This window comes from Aliifodinibius sp. S!AR15-10 (genome assembly GCF_031569985.1).
In the GTDB taxonomy this organism is placed as follows: domain Bacteria; phylum Bacteroidota; class Rhodothermia; order Balneolales; family Balneolaceae; genus JAMQKA01.
Window position 1 is genome coordinate 12,430 of the sequence record NZ_JAMQKA010000059.1, and the last position, 24,014, is coordinate 36,443.

Here is a 24,014-nt window from a genome sequence, read left to right on the forward strand (position 1 = left end):
GGTGGGTTTAACATATATGTTTACAGATACAAATTTTCCCGATCGGTGGGAGGATTATGGTGATCAGGAATTGTGGATAGCATTTCGCAAAGGGAACCGGGATGCATTTTCAGTACTTTTTCTGCGGTATTACCAGCCGTTGTTTCGATACGGTATGAATTTTTCGACAGTCCGGGAGACGGTGAAAGACAGCATTCAGAAGCTTTTCTACCGGCTTTGGGAGAAGCGGAACCTCATTGATACGCCTCAATCAGTACAAGCTTACTTATACGTTTCTTTGCGGAGGATATTACTGCGATTAAACAAGCGTGAAAATTCCAGGGAACGACGCAATGCGCAATACCTGGAGCAAGGGATGGATGGTCTTATTTCCATAGAAGAGGAGATAATTTTGGAGGAAGAACGAAAAAAAAGAGAAGAGCTTTACAAAAGTTGCATTAAAGCGTTAACGCCCCGCCAAAAAGAGGCTTTGCTGCTACGTGTGGACAATGGAATGAGTAACACCGAGATTGCCGGAATCATGGGTATTACTGAAAAAAGGGTGCGAAATCTAATATATGAGTCAATAAAAAGATTGCGCAGGGAAATTTATGAGCAAACGGAGTAGCGTTTGGGAAAATCCGGGACATATCGGGATGGGCAGTTTCTTTATGGATGATGATGGGTAAACGGGAATTTAAAATTTGGATGGAATGGGGCAAACAGTTTTTCCCTAACAGAAAATCTACTCAAATCCTGAAGAGTAGTAATTATCCCTTTCCTAAGGTGTGGTCAGGAGGGTTGACAGCTTTCCTGATCCTTTATTTCAGATTCAATAACGACTTCCCGGGACATCGGGAGTCTCGGTGTTTTTATTAGAACACCAGATTTAAACGCGAACTTATTTATTAATCATAATTGATCATAGATGAATAACAAAAGGTTGGAAGATTTGTTGGCAAAAGAATCTTTTGTGCTTTGGCTGAAAGGAGAAAGTGCGCCCGAAGAGGAGGAGTACTGGGATGCCTGGCTGCAAGAACATCCGGAGCGGAGGGTGCTGGTGGAAGAGGCAAGGGAAATAATGTTGGCTTTTGATCGGGAATATGAAGCTCCGGACCCAAAGCAGGAGCTTGAGAAGCTCAATACACTGATCGACCGGAACCAGCATGTAGAGCTGCAGTTCCCGGATCAGCATCATGCCCCGTTTTACAGGGAAATGATGGGACCTGTTGCGGCCGGTATTGTGATCTTGATTATAGCAATCGGAAGCATATTTGCTTACCAGGCCTATCCATTACTGTCGGCCGAAGCCATGGAGCAGGAAGAGGTAGCCCAAAAAACTCCGGTTAAAGAGTACAATACGGATTTTGGGGAAAAACTCACTTTTAGATTAAGCGACGGCTCCAGCATCGTACTGAATGCCAACTCTAACCTCAAATTTTCTTCTAAAATTGAGAAAGGGCTGAATACGGAAGTATGGCTGCAGGGAGAAGCTTACTTTGACATTGCCCACCTGGAAGGCGACCAGCAGCGTACCTTCACTGTTCATACTGCCAACGGCTCAATTCATGTGCTGGGGACCCGTTTCGCAGTAAATACATTCCGGGAGCAGACCCAAACCGTACTGGAAGAGGGGAAAATACGAGTGCAGGTGAAAGATGAGCTGGCCGACCAGAAAACCGAATATATGCTGGAACCCGGAGAGAGGGCACAATTCAGGGCTTTTGACAACAAGATTGCTGTCCAGGATGTGAATACGAGCGTCTACACGTCGTGGACGGAAGATAAGCTGATTTTTGAGAACACCCCGATGGAGGATGTGGCTACCCGCATTGAGGATACATTTGGAATTGAGGTGGTGGTAGATGAAGCGTACGCAAACGAAATCCTCTCGGGATCAATAAAAAGTGACAACCTGGACGTGCTGACCGAGGCACTGAAAAAGATTTTAGATGCAAATATTAATAATAGGGATGGAAACCTGCATATAGGAGGATAAAAATCACGAATAAACAAGTACGGAAAATTATCAAAAAACATAAATGATAAAGGGGATAGATATGAAAAAGCTACGATTAACCATGATGCTCCTGTTGTCAGCCTTTGTTATACAGGGCATGACCAGTATGGAGTTAATGGCGCAAGTAGGATCAACTAGCTCTGTATTGTTGAGTAGTACAGATATAAACAGTAGTGAGCTGCAAAACAAAAAAGTGGTAGCCCTTGCCGAACTGCTCGAGGAACTGGAGCGGAATATGGATGTCACCTTTTTGTATAAAGACAATGCGGTTAAAAATAAATTTGTAAATCCAGGCAAGATTGGTCTCAATGGGGAAACGGGTAAAAACCTGGCCACCATACTGGATGATCTTGGGTTGGCTTTTGAACGGTTGGATGAGCAGACATATGTGCTGTTTCCCAAAAAGCCGGCACGCAAGAAAGAGGCCGTTGAACAGGTGAGCGGAACGGTAACGGATGCCGAGACAGCTGACCCGATGCCCGGCGTTAATATTTCTGTCAAAGGTACCAATACCGGAACCTCGACCGGCGCCAACGGGGGTTTTTCATTGAATGTCTCTTCTCTTAGTGATACGCTGGTGTTCTCATTTATCGGTTATCAAACCACAGAGATTGCCATCAACGGCCGGACCAGCATTGACGTGGCCATGCAGCCGGTTGCTATCAGTGGAGAAGAAGTAGTTGTTGTGGGATACGGACAGCAGCAACGACGCGATATCACCTCTTCCATTTCATCGGTTAGTGCAGAAGACATCGCCAACGAGCCCGCCCAGCAGGTTGCGCAATCGCTGCAGGGCAAAGTTTCCGGCGTACAGATTACTCAGAACTCCGGGAACCCGGGCTCTGATTTTATGATGCGGGTACGCGGCGTTGGTTCTGTTAACGACCGCAGCACCCAGCCGCTCTATGTGGTGGATGGGAATCCGATGGCAGATCCCAACGATATCAGCCCTTCACAGGTACAAAGTATTGAGGTTTTGAAAAGTGCATCGGCTACAGCTATTTACGGTGCACGCGGTGCAAATGGCGTGGTTTTAATAACTACCAAAGGCGGCCGGGATGGTAATATCCAGTTTGATCTTGACATCTATAATGGTGTGAAATACGGCCGGCGCGTGCCGCTGACCAATGCCCGCGATTATGCGATGCTGTATAATGAAGCTGAAACTAATTCGGGAAATCCTCCCATTTTTGATAATCCTGACTCATTCGGGGAAGGAACCGACTGGCAGGATGTGGCCTACCGAACCGGGCAGACGCGGAATGTGAACATGTCGATAAGTGGTGGTAATGAAAATAGCACCTACTTTTTCTCGGGTCAGTATGAAACCGAAGATGGCGTTGTAAGAACCACCAATTTCGATCGCGTCAGCCTTCGCCTTAATTCACAGCATGATATAACCCCGTTTATCACGATCGGAGAAAATATCTCATTTAGTCGGTCGAAATCCCGCGGGATGGGCCTGTACAGCACAGGGGGATTCTTCAACCGTGGCATCGCACGTGACCCAACAGTTCCGGTTAAAAACCCGGATGGAAGCTGGGGGCAGTTGCCAAGAGGTAGCAACCTTGAGGCCCAATTCCAGCGAGAGGAAGACCAGGATGACGGGACCGAACGCCCGGTATTAACAGGAAGCGGTTTTATTGAAATAACACCGCTGGATAATTTGACCTTCCGTTCACAGTACAACTTTGTGTATGGCAGTTCACTTAGCCGGAGTTTTAATCCAACCTACTTTATATCCACAACCGACCAGAATGAACTTTCGAGTATAAGCCGTTCTGAAAGCAATTGGAATAACTGGAACCTGGAGAATACCGTGAATTACCAGAACACCATTGGGCGACACAATTTTGAGGCGCTGGTTGGAATTACGGCACAGGAAACCTTTACTGAAAGCTGGTCTGCATCAGCTGATGCGTTGCCTGCCAACTCCGACCAGTTTAAAGGACTGCGCTACCTGGGATTGGCAGAATCAGGCCAGGATGTAGGCGGAAGTGGTGGCGGTTTCGCCATGCTCTCCTACCTAGGTCGTATTAACTATGATTACAACGACAGGTACCTGGCTACGATTAACTACCGCGTTGACGGATCCTCAAAGTTTGGTCAAAATAATCAATACGGGTATTTCCCATCTTTCTCACTGGGATGGCGGCTGTCAAGCGAACCGTTCATGCAGGATCTTGATTTTATCAACAACCTGCTGATCCGCGGTGGATGGGGCCAGATTGGTAACCAAAACTCATTGCCAAACTACGCCTATACGAGCTCTGTTACCCGGGGAATGAACTATACCTTTAACGACAATTGGATTCCCGGTCAGGCGCCCGAAGGCAGCGGTAATCCCGACCTGAAGTGGGAATCGATCCAGGAAACAAACATCGGGTTCTCATTTACGGGATTTAATAATACTATCAATGTCGATTTTGACTACTACAACAAAATTACTACCGACATGCTTCTTCAGGTGCCGGTTGTGGCCTACTCCGGTATTGTTGAGCCGGCATTTAGAAATGGTGGTGAAATTCTGAATGAGGGTGTTGAACTCTCAGTGGGATACCAGCGCACTACGCCCGGTGATTTCTATTACAGCGTAAATGCCAACGTATCCTATAACAGGAATGAGCTTACGGAATTGACCGCCCAAACCTCCACTATTCTCGGGGGATGGGTCTCCTTTATTGGAGATAACTACCTAACCCGGGCTACGGTGGGTAATCCGATCGGTATTTTTTATGGATACGAGTCGGATGGCATATTTCAGAACCAGGCGGAAGTGGACAACCACGCAACCCAGCCGAACGCTGCACCCGGCGATCTCCGGTTTAAAGATCTGGATGGGAATGGGGTTATTGACGATCAGGACCAAACCGTTATTGGTAATCCATGGCCGGACTACACTTTCGGACTATCGGCCAACTTTGCCTACAAAAACTTTGACCTGAATCTCGGATTTACCGGTCAGTTGGGCAATGATATTTTTGCCGCGTGGAAGTGGACCTGGTATGGAGGAAACTGGTTTAACTACCACGAGGATGCCCTGGGTCGATGGACCGGTGAGGAAACCAGCAACGACATTCCCCGCCTCCATATCAATGATCCTAATAACAACCTGAGAAATTCAAGCTGGTATGTAGAAGACGGTTCCTATCTGCGCCTGAACAACCTGCAGCTGGGATACTCTGTGCCTCAAAGTGTTGCCAACATCCGAGAACTCAGGGTTTTTGTGACGGCCACAAACGTGTTTACCATTACCGGCTATCCGGGGCAGGATCCGGAACTGGGTACTACTGATGACGTGCCGTTCGATGCACCGTTGATGGTGGGGATTGATGCAGGGCACTATGCTGTGCCACGTACCTACACAATCGGTGTAAACATCGGATTATAAATGGGTCATCAAATTCAAAAAAATTCAGAGGTTATTTTTATGAAAAAACTAACATTCATAGCACTGGCTTTGTTATTAACCGGACTGGGAGGGTGCGACGATCTGCTTGACCAGGAGCCCCAGGCCCAGATTGCAACAAGTAATGCTTATACGACTCCAGATGACGCATCGAGGGCCGTAACGGCTGCATATCACCCGCTGCGGGCTGTTAACTGGTGCTGCCAGGGAGCCGGAAATGCCAACGGTGGTGGCTATAATTATTGGATCCACGGAAATGTTGCTACTGATGACGCTATCAAAGGCGGCGAAAGTGGATCTGACCAGGTCTACGCGCAGGAGATCGCCTATTACACGGTATCGCCCGGCAATCTCGCCGTAAATGATGCATGGGATATCCTGTATATCGGGGTACGTAATGCCAACCTCGTGCTGGACCGCGTGCCGGACATTGAAATGGATGGAGGCCTGAAGGATCGTTACTTGGCGGAAGCCAAATTCTTGCGGGCATACTACTATTTCTTACTCGTGCAAACGTTCGGTGATGTTCCCCTCATTCTCACTACTGATGTGGAAGCATATGAACTGGAGCGCTCGCCCCGTAGTGAGGTGCTGAACCAGGTAATTACCGACCTGCAGGAGGCCGCATCTGTGCTTCCTGCCAAAAGTGAGTATTCCAGTGAAGATACAGGACGGGCTACAAGCGGAGCGGCCCAGGCATACCTTGGCAAGGTCTATATGTTCATGAATGATTTCACAAATGCAGAAACCGCATTTAACGAGGTCATCACTTCCCAGGAGTACTCACTTGATCCTGATTATTCCAACATTTTTACTAAAGCCGGTGAAAACGGGCCGGGCACCATTTTTTCCATTCAGTACAACTACGATCCACCCAACACTAATAACAACCCGATGGGCGTAGTGCAGGGAAGTCGGGCGATGTACGGCTGGGGCTTTAACGCACCTACCCAGGATTTCGTGGATGAGTTCGAATCCGGGGATCCAAGGCTGGATCATACCGTCTACGAAAATGGGGAAGTCATGCGCGATGGCAAGACGGCCGATGTTGGAAATAGTCCAACGGGCTACCTTAACCAGAAAGAATACGTGGCAGAAGAAGAGGCACCCGGCGGTTTCTTCAACAGTGCCAACGATCTTATCCTGATGCGACTGGGTAAAGTTCTGCTGTGGTATGCCGAAGCAGCCAACGAAAACGATAACCGGCAGGCAGCGCGTGATGCATTGAATGATGTTCGCGAACGAGCCCGGGAGGGTGATCCCGATCCCACTCTGCTGCCGGATGTCACTACCAATGATAAAGAAGAACTACGTCAGGCCATTTGGCATGAGCAGCGGGTGGAATACGGCCAGGAGTACGACCGCTTCTTTGACTTGGTTAGGACAGGCAGAATCGGCGAGGTCATGAGATCGTATGCCGATACCTATAACACCCCGAAAGGAGCTAACTTCACCGATGGTGTTCACGAAGTGATGCCGATACCGCCATCAGAAATAAGCCTAAGTGAGGGACTAATAGAACAAAATGACGGGTATTAAGCCTATTGAATAAAACAATATGAATGGTAAGGGGAATAAATATAGCAGAACCAAGTATTTATTCCCCTCTTTCATAATTTTATCTACATGCGGTGCCTGTATAGGTAAAACACTTTAAAACGGGTTGGGAGATGGTAAGATCCACTCAATTAATACAAGAGTTTCTTTTTAAGAAAGAGCCGCTGGTTTGGTTGACAGCGTTTTTTTCTTTTTGCCTGTTGGTGACCGGTTGGCCCTTCGGAAATACGGCATCAGCACAGCCTAACGAGGTGATTTTCCTGGCAGGTCCAAAAGATCACGGAATGGCCGGGCGGCATGACTATCCTGCTGATTTGAAAGTACTGGCAGAAAGTCTCAGAAAATCAAACAACATCGGGGATGTAACAACCAAAGTTTTGGTGGGAAAGGCCCCCCGTGATTTGAATGTATATAAAAACGCTGCAGCAATTGTAATCAACAGCAGCTCCGACCGGTCTGGTAGAGAGGTTCACCCGCTGTTTCCGCCAAATCCGAATACGAGCGGTACCGGCTACGATGAGGAGACCGAGGCCTTCCTGGAGGGGCTCAATGAAATCCTCAAAAACAACAAAGCTGGTGTGGTGGTCATCCACTATGCTCTTTGGATCGAAAATTGGGCAGCCCGCGGCTACTACATGGACTGGCTGGGCGGCTTCTGGGTGCAGATGGGATCGCGAAACCCGGTGGACATATGGGAAATGGAGCCACAAAATGTAGAGCATCCCATATTAAATGGAGTATCGCCCTGGAAATATCGGGATGAGATTTTCAGCCGTTTCTTCCTTCCCGACCAAATTTCGGGACGTACTGAGCTACTTACCGCCATGCCAACCTATTCGGATGAACAAAGCCGGCTTCCCGAAAACTACGGTACACAGGTCGCAGCGTGGTCATATACAAGGGAAGACGGCGGACGGGGGTTTGCATTCGGAGGGATGGACTTCCACGACAATATGGAAATAGACGATTACAGGAAATTTGTATTGAACGGCATCGTCTGGTCGGCAGGCATGAAGGTGCCGCCGGAAGGGGTCCACTCTCCAACTCCGGAAATCGAAATTGGGAGATAGTCAGAAAACCTCATTTGCTGAATGAGAAAACCCTTCAAGAAGAGGAAGGGAGGGTTTGTACATAGAAGCACTTTACTCCCTTGAAGTGAAAGGTTGAAAAAAGGAACTAGCAAACTTGTAATTCAATGAGCCTATGAATGTGTGTAGCAAGAACATATTGCCAGCGCCCTTGGGATCGGCAATGGCCAAGCTGGGTTTGGTATTGTTGGTATCAATATGTGTAGCATGCCAGCCTCAGCAAGATTTGGATCATCAATACAATACATGGGAGGACTATGGTGGTGGACCGGATAATTCGAAATTTGTAGATCTCAATGGCATTGATCGGGCAAACGTCGGCCAACTTGAACAGGCCTGGTTTTATCCCACCGGCGACGACAATACCTACCAGTTCAATCCACTGGTAGTAGACACCGTAATGTATGTGCTGGCAAAGAATAACTCATTGGTGGCTCTTGACGCCAAGACGGGTGAGGAGATATGGATCCATGCTGATTTGCGCGGTATGGCAAGGCGCGGCATAAATTACTGGGAAAGTGATGACGGAACCGACAAGCGTCTGCTGTTTCAGATGAATGATTATTTGCAGGCGATAGATGCTGAGACCGGGGAGTCAATTTTGAGTTTTGGAGAAAATGGCCTGGTGGATCTGCGGCAGGGACTTGGGCGGGATCCCAAAACGATATCACGCGTACAATCGGGCACGCCGGGTGAAATCCATGAAGACCTGCTTATTTTGGGATCGGCGCCCGGAGAGGGCTATTTGTCAGCTCCAGGCCATATCCGGGCATTCAATGTGGTAACCGGAGAACAGGAGTGGATTTTTCACACCATCCCTCACCCAGGTGAGTTTGGCTACGATACCTGGCCGAAGGGAGCATATAAATATATAGGTGGAGTGAATACCTGGGCAGAGATGTCAGTCGACAAAGAGCGCGGCATTGTCTATCTGCCGTTGGGATCACCCACTTATGACTATTACGGGGCCGACCGTATTGGTCGAAACCTGTTTGGAACGTCCCTGCTGGCCCTTGATGCCATAACAGGAGAATATATGTGGCATTATCAACTGGTGCATCATGATCTTTGGGATTACGATCCCGCTGCTGCTCCACAGCTGGTTACGGTCAACCATGAAGGTGAGCAGAAAGATGTCGTGGCAGTGGCGGGCAAAACCGGGTTTCTATATGTCTTTGATCGGGTAACCGGTGAACCGCTCTGGCCTATTGAAGAACGACCGGTTCCAGAAAGTGAAGTGCCCGGAGAACAAACCTGGCCGACCCAGCCTTTCCCAACAAAACCGGAGCCTTTTTCCAGGCACACGGTCCATCCGGATTCCCTGAACCCCTTCTTTCTAACTGATGCAGAACGCGCGGAATGGAAAGCAAAAATTGAGGAACTGGAGGAAATGGGAAGAACCAGCCTTTTTACACCCCTTTCACATCAGCACGAAACCATTGCGATGCCCGGCGCTGTAGGTGGAGCAAATTGGGGGAATACGGCCGCCGATCCCAAAGAAGGTATGGTCTATGTTATTTCACTCGACTGGCCCTCTGTGTATCCCAAGCTGGAAAAGCGTGAATTTGGAGAAGAGGCCGAAGACCAATCTGGAGGCTGGGTAAATCCGATAGAACACGGGCAAAAAGTATATGCCAAATATTGCCAGGCCTGTCATGGGGCCGATCGCACAGGTATTGCCTCAGCGCCTTCCCTCATTGATATGGAGACTAGACTTAGTGCTGACGATTTTCAACAAATTATGAATTCAGGTCGGGGAAAGATGCCCTCCTTTTCCTACCTGAATGAGCAGGATATTGAAGGATTATACCGATTTCTTGGGGGTACAAGGGACGGAGCCATTGTTGAGCCGCCGGAGGGACCCGTGGTAGCCAAGGGTGGAGCTCCCGGCGGCCAGGACTTTCGCCCTGCGGAGAGCAGCGGAGGTCGGCTCGGTCCCCCCTATCCCGAAGGTGTCGAAGCACCTTCCGATCGATATTACCTCCAGGGCTGGGGCTTGGGCTTTGCCCATATTATGAGTCCCCCCTGGTCATCGATCGTAGCATATGACCTGAACGAAGGTGTAATAAAATGGCGCCGGCCGTTGGGATCGGACAAGCTTGCGGAACAGGAAGGCGGTAAAAACACCGGGGTACTCAAAGCCCAGCGAAACGGTATGATCGTTACCTCCACTGGCCTTCTGTTTTCCACAGCAGGGGATGGTAAAGTATATGCGTTTGACGCCGAGACCGGCGAAGAGCTGTGGGTCGGACAACTCCCAAAAGCAACAGAGGGATTACCCACTATGTATGAGGTTGATGGGAAATACTATTTGGCAGTACCCGCAACAAGCACATTGGAATGGGGAATAGATACCCCGGAATATGAAAATGAGGAAAATGTTCCACAGGGAGGCTACGTCGTTTTTTCTCTATCCGAATAACCTGAAACAGATTATACTTATGAAAAGCCTATTGTTTTCCATACTACTCCTCTTGGCCATGCCTGCTTTCAACTTTGCGCAGTCTGGGGAGAATGTGGATGAGCCCGATTTCAGCCAGACGTTTGTCCCCGACCATACGTTTGAGGGTTCCAGTCTTGACGGCTGGCATGCGTTGGGCAAAGCGCAATGGGAAGCGAATGGTGGGATTCTGATCGGTCGGTCTAGCTCAACAAACGGTGGATTGCTAGTGCTTGATCAGTCATACCAGGATGTCGGGTTCCGGGCCCTGTTCAGGTGTTCAGGTAATTGCCGGACGGGGGTCTTATTCCGGTTGGAGGAGACAGAAAACGGCATGACAGGAATCTATATGTCCCTTAATGAAGATGATGTCAAACCGTACCGTGTAGCTATTGATAATGATGGAGCGATCGTCTCGCGTGACAGGCTGCAATACGCCGGTGGGATATGGTATCGGGTTGCACCGACCGAAAATGAAGAAGGGGGATTCAGTCCGCCGGAAGGTGAAAATAGTTTCCCTCGTCGACCCGATCCAGACATAGACCGCCCCATTGAACGTCCCAATACCGAACTCAAACCAGGCGAATGGAACCAGATTGAAATATTTATGGATGCCAATGTGATTCGTTCATTCCTGAATGATGGGAGCGAAATTGGCGGTCGGGTGGGAAGCAGCCAGGGCGATGCCGGCCTGAATGGATATGGGCCCATTGCACTGTATGTGGCTGGAGATGGCGAAGTCCGGTTTCGGGATGTGATGTACAAGGATATCGCCATTAAAGTTACCCCTGAAGAGGATTCTTCCCCTAATTTCAGGGTGCATCGAATCAGCGATATGTATTATTCCTGGGGTGCGGCCGCTGCCGATTTCAACAGGGATGGCGATATAGATGTGGTCGCAGGACCCTATATCTATTATGGCCCCGATTATGTCAATCACCGGGAGATTTTTCCTGCTATTACCGGCAGTCCGTCCGTTGAGTTTCCCTACAATCACCTGCAGCATACCTATGATTTTAACGGCGATGGCTGGCCCGATGTGTTGAGCAGTGCATTTAGTACCACGCTCTACATGAATCCTAAAGGGGAATCCCGTCGCTGGGAGAGCTATAATATATTGCCTGACGTACGACAGAGCGAAGTAACGGACCTGGTAGATATTGATGAGGACGGCACCCCGGAACTGGTGTATTCTGGCAACGGGATAATCCGATATGCCAAGCCTGATCCTGCTGATCCTACCAAGCCATGGAAAGAATATGATGTCTCAGAGGAAGATTATGGTCTGGCGCACGGCATCGGAACCGGAGATGTCAACGGGGATGGCCGGCTCGATATCCTTAATCCCTACGGATGGTGGGAGCAGCCGAAAAAGATAGAAGAAGGAAAGTTGTGGCGATATCACAAAGCCGAATTGGGTCGCTACGGGCACCGGGCCAGTGGGGTCGGGGGCACCATCATGGCTGTTTATGATGCTAACGGCGACGGACTGAATGATGTGGTGACAAATTTGAACGCCCATGGGTTTGGCTTTGCCTGGTATGAGCAGCAGCGGAGCAGTAATGGAGATATCTCCTTTGTCCGGCATATGATTAGCGATGATTACTCGGAGCCGGCGGCCGGTGGCATTACTTTTTCACAGCCCCACGGGGCTACCTTTGCCGATATAGACCAAGATGGCATCCAGGATTTTATCGTCGGCAAACGGTACTGGACGCACCTCGAGAACTATTACGATCCCGATCCTTACAGCGACCCAGTTGTGTACTGGTACAAAACGGTTCGAGATCCAGGGGCCCCGGGAGGAGCGAAATTTGTTCCGGAATTGATCCACAATCGTTCGGGGGCAGGTTCAGAAATTACAGCATCCGACCTGGACAAAGACGGGGATATGGATATTATCTCTTCCACTAACCGTGGGACCTTCATTTTTTGGAATAACTATCAAAAGTAGAAGGAATGAAGTAGAAACGTACAGAAGTATTTTGCTAACAGAATGAACTATAAATATAAAATATACTTACTATGAAAATCATACTTTCGCTTTTGACTTTTGTTATTGGTGTTGTGTTAAGCGTACACCTGAGCATGAACTCCCAGGTGGGCGAAATACTTAAAAACCCGAGAATGGGGAACGCATTCTTTTGGACGATTGGAGCTGTCACTGCTATTATTATCGGGGTGACCTCCTCGGATGCAATGGCCGTATTTAGCCGCATTAAGGAGGTGCCGGTTTGGTTGTGGACAGCCGGTGCCTTGGGGGCAGCCCTGGTGTTTGGTATTGCCTGGCTGATACCACAAATCGGGGCCGGGGCGACCTTTATTATCATGATTGCCGGGCAGGTTATCGCCGGGCTGGTACTATCTCATTACGGTGTTCTCGGGTCTGCACTTGAACCGATTAACGTAATGAAACTGTTTGGAGCGCTGCTTCTGATTGCCGGTGCGACCATTGTCACTTTTAATTAGTAACGCATAAATCTTCTTTAGCTATGAAGAATTTAACCAGGAAAGATTTTTTAAGGATAGCAGGATTTGGGGGCGCAGCGTCGCTGATGGCTCCCAGCCTGGCCTTTCGTCGTGCAGCCGAAAAATTTGGTATCGGCGCGACCTTTATCCTTTGGGGATACGGCGCTGACAACCTGGAGCCTGCACTCGAAGATATGAGCAAGCTGGGTTTCCACGCATTCGAAACCTTCGGACAAGTGATTGAAGAGTGGGAGAAGAATCGCGGAGGTTTTAGCAAGGTCGTTGAAAAGCACGGGGTCCCCATTGTTTCAGCCTACTGTTGGGCAGATGTGGTTGATCCCTCCAAAAGGAAAGAGGAAACCGAGAAACTGACTCGATGGGCCAAGCTTCTGAAACAGAGTGGGGGCAAACTGATAGAGTTTGGTTGCGCAAACGTTGATCGTGATGGATACGATTACCGGGAGCACAAGAATAACATACTCGAGTCAATGAACACGTTTGCAAAGGCGGTGACCGACCAGGGGCTCGTGTTTGCACTTCATCCCCATACCGGCACCGCTATTGAGTCGCAGGAAGAGGTGTATTTTGCGATGGAAAACGCTGATACCAGGTATGTAAAGTTTGGTCCCGACTCCGGTCAGCTGCAGAAAGGCGGGGCCGACTACCTCAAGATCTTCAGCGATTTTATGCCGCTGATTGAGCACGTTCATCTGAAAGATTACGAGGGCGGTGATAACGGCTGGTTGGGCTACTGCCCGCTGGGTAGAGGCAAGCAGGAAGTGGAAAAGCTCCTGAATATGCTTGTAGATAACAAGGATGAAATGGCCGGTAAAATTATGTATGAACAGGATTATGACGGCAGGATAGAAGGGCGATTTACCAATTATGAGTCGGCGAAAATCTCCCGGGATTACCTGTCGAAATTAGGATATGAATTTAAAGGGTAGGATGAGATTCGAGCAATTACCTACCTCCTGTGAACATGTAGCGCGGAGCGCTGCTCCGCGAAATACAAATGCGTAACTCCACCTGTTCAGTAGAGGTGTTTAAAGAGTACGGCTAGCTAGAAATTAAACCAAAAGAGTTATCCAAAAAATTATGGACGTTTTAAATAATTATATCAACGGCCGCTGGACGGCGAGCAAGGAATCCAACACGGCGGATGTAATCAATCCCGCCACCCAGCAGGTACTGGGGAAGGTTCCGATAGGGAAAGGAACGAGCACTGATGTGGAAAAAGCGGTCCGGGCGGCTTCGAAAGCGTTTCTCGACTGGCGGAATGTGCCGGTGGGCAAACGGATTCAGCCACTGTTCCATCTCAAGCAGCTACTGGAGGACAACAAGGATGAGATTGCCCGGACGATCACCAATGAGTGCGGAAAAACATTCGCCGAATCGAAGGGCGAGATGCAGCGGGCGATCGAAAATGTGGAGACCGCCTGCGGCACCCCGACGCTGATTCAAAGCGAATTCTTGGAGGATATCGCCAGCGGGATTGATGAATTTATGATCCGCCAGCCGCTGGGGGTGTGCGCGTGCATCGCCCCGTTCAACTTCCCGGGGATGATCCCGTTCTGGTTTCTCCCCTATGCGATCGCCTGCGGGAACACCTTCGTGCTGAAGCCGTCGGAGAAAGTGCCGCTGACGATGATGAAGGTGTTTGAGCTGATTGACCAACTGGACCTGCCGGACGGCGTGGTCAACTTGGTGCATGGTGGTAAAGAGAGCGTGGACGGGCTGCTGGAGCACCCGGAAACCAAAGCGATCAGTTTCGTCGGATCAACCAAGATAGCCAAATATGTGTATTCGAAGGGCAGCGCCAACGGCAAGCGGGTGCAGGCGCAGGGCGGTGCCAAAAACCCGGTGGTTATTCTCCCCGATGCCGACCTGGATATGTCCACCCGTATCGTAACCGACAGCGTCTACGGTTGCGCCGGACAACGATGCCTGGCCGCCTCCAATATTGTTACGGTCGGAGATGACGGCGGTAGTATGAAGGAGGCCCTTTATGAGGCAGCTAAATCCCGGAATACCGGATATGGCCTCGAAGATGGTGTGGAGATGGGACCGGTCATTACCAGCGAAAGTCGATCCAGAGTGGAGCAGCTGATCGCCAGAGGCCAGCAGGAAGGGGCAAAAGTTCTGCTCGACGGGAGAAAGGCCAAGATCGAAGGATACGAGGAGGGCAACTTTATCAAACCGACGATCCTGGAAGGGTTACCACTGGACGGTGAGATCGTCCGAACAGAAATTTTTGGTCCGGTGATGAGCCTGATTGAGCTGAAAACCGTAGGTGAGGCGATCGATTTTATCAACGCTGGCAGCTACGGTAACATGGCCTGCCTGTTTACCTCCAGCGGAGCGAGTGCGCGGAAGTTTCGCAAGGAGGTGACGGCCGGGAATATCGGGATCAATATTGGGGTGGCCGCCCCGATGGCACAGTTCCCGTTCAGCGGGTGGAAAGAGAGCTTCTTTGGTGACCTGCATGGGCAGGGGCGGCATGCGATCGAGTTTTTCACCCAGACTAAGGTGGTCGTGGAACGATGGCCTAAAGAGTGGTCACGAAAGTTTTAAGGCCGGATAAGGCACGTTTCCAGAGTCCCCCCTTCGAAGGGGGATTGAGGAGGATGACCTGACGAATTGAATTTAGCGACTGAAAATTAGCTCTGTGTCATCCTGAACTTGTTTCAGGATCTCGCAGAGATACATAGCGTTGATTGGGTACAGATTTGCATCAACGTTTGTCAGCCCTGCGAGTTTTCCGACAGCTCGGAATCCGGGATAACACAAAGGGTATCGCAACTTTGTAGCCATATAATTCAACTGATTATAGCGTGAATAATAATGACTATCCAATTAAAAATACCAATTAGCAGATGAGCAAAAATCACCCAGACAAACAGTTTTGTCCACCGTTTAGCTTGCAGACCACCATGAATTTTATGGGAAGGGATTGCACGGTAACGGATCTTAGTCACACTATAAGTAAGGAGGATCCGACCTTTATCGGGCACCAGCGCACGCTGATCTGGGACCATCTCTCCCACGAGGAGACCCAGAAAATCGGCCTGACGAAGCCACCCTACTCATACAAAGTGGTGGGGTTTACCCTCTGCGATCACTCCAACACCCATGTCGATGCGATCAACCACGTGGTCGATGAGCCGGATGCGCGGGCGATCAACGAGCTGCCGCTGGAGTGGTTTATGGCGCCGGGGGTATGGTTTGATTTTTCTCACAAGGCCCCGTCCAGTTACATCACCAGGGCCGATATCGAGCAGGCGATCGAGGAAGCAGGGGTCACGATTCAGGAGCAGTCGGTGGTGCTCTACTATACCGGCTGGTACAAAAAGTGGGGCCAGCCCTACGAGTACATCAAAGGCTATCCCGGGGTGGACCGCGACGCCATCGAATACCTTAATGACCTGGGCGCCATCTGCGTGGGCGCCGATGCCCCGAGCATCGACAGTTACCACGAGGTGGCCGAGGTCAAAGAGCAGCCGGCCCATATTGTGTGCCGGGAGCGAGAAATCCTCAATATCGAAAACCTGGCCCAGGTGGATATGATCCCCGCCCACGAGTTTTGGTTTGTCGGGCTTCCCCTGAAGATCAAGGGCGGATCCGGTTCGCCATTCCGAGGTGTGGCGATTGTTCCGGAGGAAGGATGAATATAATTGCTTTAAGATCCACCGGGTGGCAAAGGCAGCCACCCGGTGGAAGTACCATTATTCCCACCCGGACGCTGGGTTTGCGACCGGGTGGATTGTAACAGCTTATTATAACTATTAAAAACGAAGTAACTGCATATGAGTTTACCACAGCAAATGGATGCCCTGGTACTGAAGGGTGTTAGAGATTTTGAAGTAAAAACCGTGCCGGTCCCCTCTCCCGATGATGACGAGGTGATATGCAAGGTGGACACCACCTATATCTGCGGGACTGACCCGCACATTATCGCCGGCGATTTCCCGGATTTCTGGCCGGAGGAGTTTCCCTTTATCCCGGGGCATGAATGGTCGGGAACGGTGGTACAGGCCGGCCCCAAAGCGGCAAGCCTGGGATGGAGCGAGGACGATCGAGTGGCGGGGATCTCCCACTGCGGCTGTGGCTATTGCGAGATGTGCATGAAGGGTCGGTACAATATCTGCCTCAATTATGGGCACGAAGAGCGGGGCCACCGTCAATACGGGCACTATACTCCGGGAGCGTACGCCCAGTATATGCGCACCTCGGTCAAAAGCATTTTCAAAATTCCCGATTCCATGACGCTGGAGCAGGCCGCGTGTGTCGACCCGCTGAGCATTGCCCTGTATACGGTCAAGCGTTCGCGACCGGAACCCGGCGATGACCTGCTCATTATCGGCACCGGCCCGCAGGGACTGATGGCTATATTGTGTGCCAAAGCATTGGGGCTCGGACGCATTATAGCTGCGGGAAGTGGGGAGCGCTTGGAAAAAGCCAAGGAGCTGGGCGCCATTACGATCGATTACAAGGAAAATGACGTGGTTGAAGCGGTAAATGAATTAACCGGTGGAATGGGTGCTCCCTCGGTGCTGGAGTGTGCCGGGACGTCCACCTCAATTCGACAAGCGTGCCAGGCAGCGGCCAAAGGCGGGGTGATTTCGGCGATCGGCATTCCCCACTCAGAGCCGGAGCTGCCGATCAAACGGATGGTGCTGGATGAGGTTGAGTTCGTCGGAAACAGGGCGAATCCCAATACAGCCGAAGAGACAATTAATTTACTGCTTAATGAGCGAATCGATCTGACGCCCCTGTTGACGCACCGGTTCCCTCTAAAAGATTATGCGACCGCATTGGAGATCTACGAGGGGCGAAAAGGCGGGGCAATTAAAGTTGCGACCAAGCCGAACGGAATGAATTGAACCAGAAATTTTCGCCTTCGGCGATCAGCTAATTTGCTGGCAGGGCAAAGGAGTCTGAGGCAGTAAATACTGATAGCTGAAAGCTGATCACTGAATGCTTACATGAAATTTAGAAAAGGCAACAACGGTAGAAACTAAATTCAAAAATTAAAGACAAGGAATACAATGAGTGACAAAGTAATGATCGTAAGCGGTGGTGCATCGGGACTGGGACTGGCGGCTGCCGAGAAATTTGCCAAGAACGGGTATAACATCACCATCGTGGATATCAACGAAGAGAAGGGCAAAAAGGCCGAAAAGAAGATTAAAGATATGGGCCGGGATGCCGTATTCTGCCTGTGTGATATTTCCAAAAAAGACCAGGTGCAGAACGCAGCCAAGGTAACAAAAGAGCGCTTTGGCCGGGCCGATGTGCTGATCAATAACGCTGGCTTGGAGATCCGGGGCAGCATCCTGCAGTGCAGCGAAGCCGACTGGGACCGGACCTACGATACGAACCTCAAGGGTATCTACTATATGTCGAACGCCTTTGTACCCTCCATGGTGGAGCAAGGCGGCGGATCGGTTATTAACACCGGTTCCATCCTGGGCTATCGGACGGTGGGAGAACGGGCTGCGTATTCATCTTCGAAAGGGGCTATCGATACGCTGACACAGACCATGGCGTTTGACCTGGCCGAGAAAAACATTCGGGTGAACTGCGTTGCGCCAGGTGCTATTGACACGCCACTGCTGCGAGGCTCCATCAATGATTCACCTGACCCGGAAGAGACCGAAAACTACCTGAATTCCAAAAGCGTGTTCGGCCGCATGGGAAAACCCTCGGAGGTCGCCAACGTCATGTATTTCCTGGCTTCCGAGGAAGCCTCGTTCGTGACCGGGGCCACCTACTTTGTAGACGGCGGCTGGTCGATTCTGTAAGGAGATTATGTGGTTCCGTTATAGTATAGATTCGCTTTTGTGCTTTGGAGCCCCCCCCACATTCTACTTCCGGACGAAGCAGAATGGTCCCCTCCCCCGGGAGGGGATTTGTACAGGAATATAAAAATGGAGCTTTAAATAGTGCATAAAAATCCCCCTTAATAAAGAGGACTTAGAGGGTTGTCAGATCAAAGTTGATTTAGCTTGGGATGGAAAAACTGAGAATTTACTCGCGGACAGGACAAGTATTTATTGTAGAAATCTAATTTGTAAGAAGGGCCTATTATGAAAGATCTATTAACAAAACAGCAAACCAGGCTGGACTACCTGGAAGACCGGAAATCACTGGTGCGAAAAGGGATTGTACAATTACTGGAGATCAAGGACTCGGATATTCGAATGGCGAGCCTCTACCAGTGTCGGCATGCGGTGGACAAAGCGATCCATATCGGCGGGGCCTTTTCGGCGACGATCCCGATGGTCAGCCTCTACTATGGTGGAATTATTGACGTAAATGTTGAGCAACCCACGGCCACCGACCAGGATATGTTCATACTCAGCAAAGGTCACGCGGTGGCTACGCTGGCCTCTATCTATGCGGATTTGGGCTATTTCGACAAGTCCGTCCTCGAAAATTCGCGCTCAATAAAAAGCATTCTCAATGGCCATCCGGGACCCGTGCTGCCGGGGGTTCACCTTGCCACCGGCCCTATGGGACAAGGCATGGGCGTGGCACAAGGGCTGGCTATTGCCGGTCAGCGGGCACCCCAGTTTGATGTGTACGCCATCACGGGTGACGGGGAGCTACAAGAGGGCCCGATCTGGGAAGCGGTAATGTATGCCGGTTTCAAGCGGCTCGAAAACTTCTGCGTGATGGTGGATCACAATGGCGGTCAGCTTGACAACGTGAGCCACCTGCATTTCCCCTACCACGATATGGGCAGCGCCTTCGAAAGTTTTGGATGGCGGGTTCTTGAAGTCGATGCCACCAAGCTGCACAATGTATATCGTGCCCTGTTGGAGTTCAAATACGGGGAGCGGGAAGGAAAGCCCACGGCCATCATCTGCAAATCCACCAAAGGCCACGGCGGGTTCTCCGATTTTATGAACAATCATAAAACCAATATCTCCGACGATATTCTAGACCAGGAGGAAGCGTTGCAGAAGCAGCAACGTGCGGCCCGGGACAAAGAGTTTTGTGAATTCTATAACAACCTCACTGAAAACGAGCACTTCGGGGAAGTTACCTCGGCACTGCGAGAGCATGCCGACCGGATGTTATTTGATCTTGCCATTGAAAATGGCACAGCCACCGGCGTTAAAAGCGTGTCGGGCCCGGTAAGAACCCAGAAGGCCTCGGTCAGGAACAAGAAAATTACGTATGCCCCCGATGCACTTCCGGTGTTGAAAAAAGGGGAGAAGTATGCCGCCGACAAAGTTATTGAAGCAGCCATGAAAGTATTTGCAAACGATGAGCGGGTTATGTCGGTTGATTCCGACCTGGCATCCACCAGTGGGCTGCAGTCAGGCGTCGGGTTTGTTGACAAATATCGGGCACTCAATGTCGGGGTGGCTGAGGCCAATATGATGCTTATTGGGGAAGCATTCGGGATCCTGGGCTATAACGCCTGGATCAGCACCTTCTGCCCGTTTTACGACTGGAAGATCCTCCGCAGGATGGCGGTGGGACACCAGGAGCGGCTGGAAGTGATCGCCGAGCAGGACGGCTGGCTCTCGGAGGGGCACGGCATTGACCTGACGATGGTGGCCACGGCAGCCGACCTGGAGACCAAATCGAACGGCGCGACTCACATGGGCAACGATGACGCCCTGATCTACAATGAGGCCGCACACGTGAAAATCATCAACGTTTCCTGCCCGCAGCAATTGCTCGGAGTTATGAAGTGGATTATGGAGGGCAACAAGGGGATTGTCTACATGCGGGTGTTGCGTTCGGCGGCGCCGGTTATCTATGAGGCTGACTTCGAGTTTGAATTTGGAACCTCTTACACCGTGCGGGAGGCGGAAGATCCACAGGTGTATGTCGTCTCCACCGGCCGGGGCGTACATGAAGCGATTAAAGCGGCCGACAGTTTAAGTTCCAAGGGTATCCCGGTAGAGGTGGTGGATATGCCTACTATTGATGAGGAGAAGATTATTGAGCTGCACAAGTCGGGCCGGCCGGTGTTTGTGGTGGATCAAAACAACGGGTACCTCTGGACCAAATTCCGGGAGGTTCTGTTTGAAAATGAGCTGGCCCACGACAAGAAGCGTTTGGTTCCGATCAATACCACCGTTGGGGAAGGACGCCATTACATCCACTCGGGTACCTACTCCGAGCTTTCGTCCCACTACGGGGTGAATGCTGATGGAATAAGACAGAAAATAGTAAGCACCATAAACGGAAAATAGATGACCATTATTCACGAAACAGATGTTCCCGAAGTAGAACAGCCCGGCCGACAGATGCGCTGGCTGGCAGATGAAAAATCCCTCAATGCCGATAAGATGTCGGTTTGCGTAATCAGGGTGGCGCCCGGGGAGACCGTGCGGCCTGCTCATTCCCATCCCAAAAGTGAGGAACTGATCTACATTATAACCGGTACCGGCAAGGTGATGATTGAAGGAGAAGTGGGCGAGGTGCGCCCCGGATCAGCGATCCTGTTCGAGCAGGGGAAGATCCATATGCTCCGGAATACCGGTGACGAGGAGATGAAAGTGATCTGCTTTTTTGCCCCGGCTACAAGCGTGGATAACTACAAAACGTTTGAGGATATCACGTTTCCCGAGTGAACCATGCATAGCGCATTGAGCAGAGCGTAGGGCGCGCTGGAACCGCCAAGCTCTAAGCGCTTTGTGCTAAGCTAAAACTAAATGAATCGAATGAATCGCCAAGCATTCTTAAAGACAGCTGCATTCGGAATTGGCTCAGCGGCTATACCCGGGAGATGGCGATTTAGACTACTCAAAAGATTCCATATCGGTCATACAGCCATAACCTGGGGATACAGCCCGGCGAACACCCCGCAAGCGATCCACGACGTATCAAGTGCAGGTTTTCACAGTTTTGAGTGTTTTGGGAATGCCCTGGAATACTGGGAGGAACGCGGTGGCCTGGGTAAACTCCTGGATTCTTCAAACATGGCGCTGCAGTCGGTATATTGCCCGGTCAACCTGACAGATCCGGCGCGGCGAAAAGAGCAGCTCGATGAGCTGATAACCCGAGGCAGGTTACTCAGAAAATATGGAGGTAAAGTTGCCGTCATTGGTCCCAATGGCATAGATCGTGAAACGTACAATTTCAGCAAATATAAAGCGGATATTGTAAACATCTTGAATGAGTTGGCAAAAGCACTTAACGGCATCGGTGTGAAGGTAGCGCTTCATCAGCACAAAAATAGCTGTATTGAAAGTCGGGACGAGCTTTACGCGGTGATGGATGCAGCAGATACCCGCTACCTGAAACTCTGTCCCGATTTTGGTCACCTCTATGACGGCGGATTGGATCCGGTCCGGGTAGTAAAAGATTTTCTGCCGTTAGTAGCCCACGTACATATCAAAGATTTTGGAGGTGGCAGCAGTTACAACGGTTTTTGTCCCCTCGGCAAAGGAAAAGTCGATATTGCCGGGATATTAGAGGTATTGGAGCAATCTGATAAAAATCCAAGTCTCATGGCCGAGCTTAATCCCCCGCCAAAGAACGCCTCGACTGCACCTTTAGAATTAATTCGAATTAACAAGAAGTACCTGGAGAGCCTGGGATATGCTTTTCATTCCTGATAAATGTTGAATGTTGGTGTAATTCTGAAATTGTTTCAGGATCACGTAAGGTTCAGTAATTGATGCATAAGTTGCATTTCTAAAAAAGTGATCTTACTATTTATAGCAATGTTGAGTCTTACCATTTTCAGTAAATATTATTGAATAGGGGATAGCACAGTACAATAAGAAGGATATTGCAAGGGATTTTTATACAGCATTAAAATTGCACTTGCAGGGGAATAGATCGTATCTTGCAATGATAATAAATATTTGGGATCAAGCTCTCTATGTTATTCGCATGTTTAAAGAAAGATGATTGGCACTCAGAAGGGGACCATTTTTTATGGGTTGAGTTGATAAGAGGAAACCAAAAGGCGTTGGAAGAACTTTTTACCCGTCACCACCAGCATCTTTTTAATTATGGGTTAAATATTGTTTCAAATCGAGAAATCGTAAATGATGCGATACAACAAGTGTTCTTAACCCTGTGGAAAAAGCACAGTCAGCTTTCAGAAGCCCAATCTGTAAAAGCATACCTCCTTACCTCTGTTCGTCGCTCCATATTTGAACAGCTGGAACGTAACACGAATAGGAAAGAAAGAGGAAAAAACTATCTCGAGAAAAGGAGTGAGCATACCTTTTCCATTGAACATAAGCTGGTCCAGGATGAGATATCCCAAGAACTAAGTGAGAGACTTGAAGCGGCTATCAAAGAACTCACCCCTCGTCAAAAAGAGGCGGTATACCTTCGCTTTTACAATGGGCTGACGAATAACGAAATTGCTGTCATTATGGATATTAGCTACCAGGCCGTTGGCAATCTTCTGTACAATGCCATCTCAAGGCTGCGTGCATCAATGGATTATAGATCATTGGCAGGCTAGGAGTTCATTTTTTCAATGAAGAAAAAACGAACCTAATCACCGGCGGAGTAAATTGTCGCTGCGTTCTCCCGACGGCTGTCGGGATAAAATCATTGAACTCGACCCGCTGGGAACCGCGAATCTCAGACAGCAATGATTTCTACACGCTTCGGCTGCACTCTCTTTCCCCAGCGAAATTCACGTTAGGCCGGATGTTAGAATATTGACTTGGTAATATTGAATGAGGAATTATCAGGATCGGACAGAAGAAGGAAAGAAGTGAGTCACCCTTTGGGCAAATCAAGAGTGAAAAGCAGTCGTTGGAGTCCGAAGGGCTTGGGGGGATGAACAGCTTTTTATTTAACCTTGCCTCGACTCCACCTTTTATTGCAAAAGACGAAAACCGGAAGAATTTCTGTCTGACGAGGGGCTGGCACCCGGAGTCAACCAGCGATCAGATAGGCGTCAGCCCCGAGGAGTTAAATTCTTCTTGATCTTTTGGTATTCTAAGACTTAGTCAAGAAGATTCGGTTATCTGATGTTGATAGATTTTCACGTAAGGAGTCCCTCGTTTGATCACCGCAAACACCCGATACAGCAACTTGCAGACGACGGCATTGCGT

General features: G+C 49.8%; 17 protein-coding genes. All 17 read left to right on the forward strand.

The window, feature by feature from the left end; all coding sequences use genetic code 11:
• Positions 1 to 16: 16 nt before the first annotated feature.
• The 17 genes from NC796_RS23405 to NC796_RS23485 all read left to right on the forward strand — a co-directional run bounded on the left by NC796_RS23405 (position 17) and on the right by NC796_RS23485 (position 23,412).
• Entirely contained in the window at positions 17 to 607 is a 591-nt protein-coding gene (locus tag NC796_RS23405) for a sigma-70 family RNA polymerase sigma factor (protein WP_310688243.1), read from the forward strand.
• A 300-nt stretch (positions 608 to 907) separates the two neighbouring features.
• Positions 908 to 1,978, forward strand: a complete 1,071-nt coding sequence (locus NC796_RS23410; protein ID WP_310688244.1) for a FecR domain-containing protein — start codon at positions 908 to 910, stop codon at positions 1,976 to 1,978.
• A 61-nt stretch (positions 1,979 to 2,039) separates the two neighbouring features.
• On the forward strand, positions 2,040 to 5,390 hold the full coding sequence (locus NC796_RS23415; protein WP_310688245.1) for a TonB-dependent receptor: 3,351 nt from the start codon (positions 2,040 to 2,042) through the stop codon (positions 5,388 to 5,390).
• 39 nt (positions 5,391 to 5,429) lie between these two features.
• Positions 5,430 to 6,947: a RagB/SusD family nutrient uptake outer membrane protein gene (locus tag NC796_RS23420; RefSeq protein ID WP_310688246.1), complete on the forward strand. Its 1,518-nt coding sequence runs from the start codon at positions 5,430 to 5,432 to the stop codon at positions 6,945 to 6,947.
• A gap of 131 nt (positions 6,948 to 7,078) precedes the next feature.
• On the forward strand, positions 7,079 to 8,035 hold the full coding sequence (locus tag NC796_RS23425) for a ThuA domain-containing protein (protein WP_310688247.1): 957 nt from the start codon (positions 7,079 to 7,081) through the stop codon (positions 8,033 to 8,035).
• 139 nt (positions 8,036 to 8,174) lie between these two features.
• Positions 8,175 to 10,475, forward strand: coding sequence for a PQQ-binding-like beta-propeller repeat protein (locus NC796_RS23430; protein ID WP_310688248.1), 2,301 nt, complete (start codon positions 8,175 to 8,177; stop codon positions 10,473 to 10,475).
• A 19-nt stretch (positions 10,476 to 10,494) separates the two neighbouring features.
• A complete protein-coding gene (locus NC796_RS23435) occupies positions 10,495 to 12,447 on the forward strand; it encodes an FG-GAP-like repeat-containing protein (RefSeq protein ID WP_310688249.1) in 1,953 nt (650 codons plus the stop codon).
• 71 nt (positions 12,448 to 12,518) lie between these two features.
• Positions 12,519 to 12,962 carry a DMT family transporter gene (locus NC796_RS23440; protein WP_310688250.1) on the forward strand — a complete coding sequence of 148 codons (444 nt, stop codon included), beginning with the start codon at positions 12,519 to 12,521 and terminating at the stop codon, positions 12,960 to 12,962.
• A gap of 23 nt (positions 12,963 to 12,985) precedes the next feature.
• A complete protein-coding gene (locus NC796_RS23445) occupies positions 12,986 to 13,909 on the forward strand; it encodes a sugar phosphate isomerase/epimerase (protein WP_310688251.1) in 924 nt (307 codons plus the stop codon).
• A 151-nt stretch (positions 13,910 to 14,060) separates the two neighbouring features.
• Positions 14,061 to 15,536: a CoA-acylating methylmalonate-semialdehyde dehydrogenase gene (locus NC796_RS23450; RefSeq protein WP_310688252.1), complete on the forward strand. Its 1,476-nt coding sequence runs from the start codon at positions 14,061 to 14,063 to the stop codon at positions 15,534 to 15,536.
• Positions 15,537 to 15,838: 302 nt separating this feature from the next.
• Complete coding sequence (locus NC796_RS23455; protein ID WP_310688253.1) at positions 15,839 to 16,630, forward strand: cyclase family protein; 792 nt, start codon at positions 15,839 to 15,841, stop codon at positions 16,628 to 16,630.
• Positions 16,631 to 16,768: 138 nt separating this feature from the next.
• Positions 16,769 to 17,845, forward strand: a complete 1,077-nt coding sequence (locus tag NC796_RS23460) for a zinc-binding dehydrogenase (protein ID WP_310688254.1) — start codon at positions 16,769 to 16,771, stop codon at positions 17,843 to 17,845.
• A gap of 165 nt (positions 17,846 to 18,010) precedes the next feature.
• Positions 18,011 to 18,766 carry an SDR family oxidoreductase gene (locus NC796_RS23465; protein ID WP_310688255.1) on the forward strand — a complete coding sequence of 252 codons (756 nt, stop codon included), beginning with the start codon at positions 18,011 to 18,013 and terminating at the stop codon, positions 18,764 to 18,766.
• A 285-nt stretch (positions 18,767 to 19,051) separates the two neighbouring features.
• On the forward strand, positions 19,052 to 21,178 hold the full coding sequence (locus NC796_RS23470; protein WP_310688256.1) for a transketolase C-terminal domain-containing protein: 2,127 nt from the start codon (positions 19,052 to 19,054) through the stop codon (positions 21,176 to 21,178).
• The gene (locus tag NC796_RS23475; protein ID WP_310688257.1) at positions 21,179 to 21,559 is read left to right on the forward strand and encodes a cupin domain-containing protein; all 381 of its coding nucleotides are present in this window, start codon (positions 21,179 to 21,181) and stop codon (positions 21,557 to 21,559) included.
• Positions 21,560 to 21,649: 90 nt separating this feature from the next.
• Positions 21,650 to 22,546, forward strand: a complete 897-nt coding sequence (locus NC796_RS23480) for a sugar phosphate isomerase/epimerase (protein ID WP_310688258.1) — start codon at positions 21,650 to 21,652, stop codon at positions 22,544 to 22,546.
• A 269-nt stretch (positions 22,547 to 22,815) separates the two neighbouring features.
• Positions 22,816 to 23,412 (forward strand): sigma-70 family RNA polymerase sigma factor, encoded by a 597-nt coding sequence (locus NC796_RS23485; protein ID WP_310688259.1) that lies wholly within the window; start codon positions 22,816 to 22,818, stop codon positions 23,410 to 23,412.
• Positions 23,413 to 24,014 lie beyond the last annotated feature (602 nt).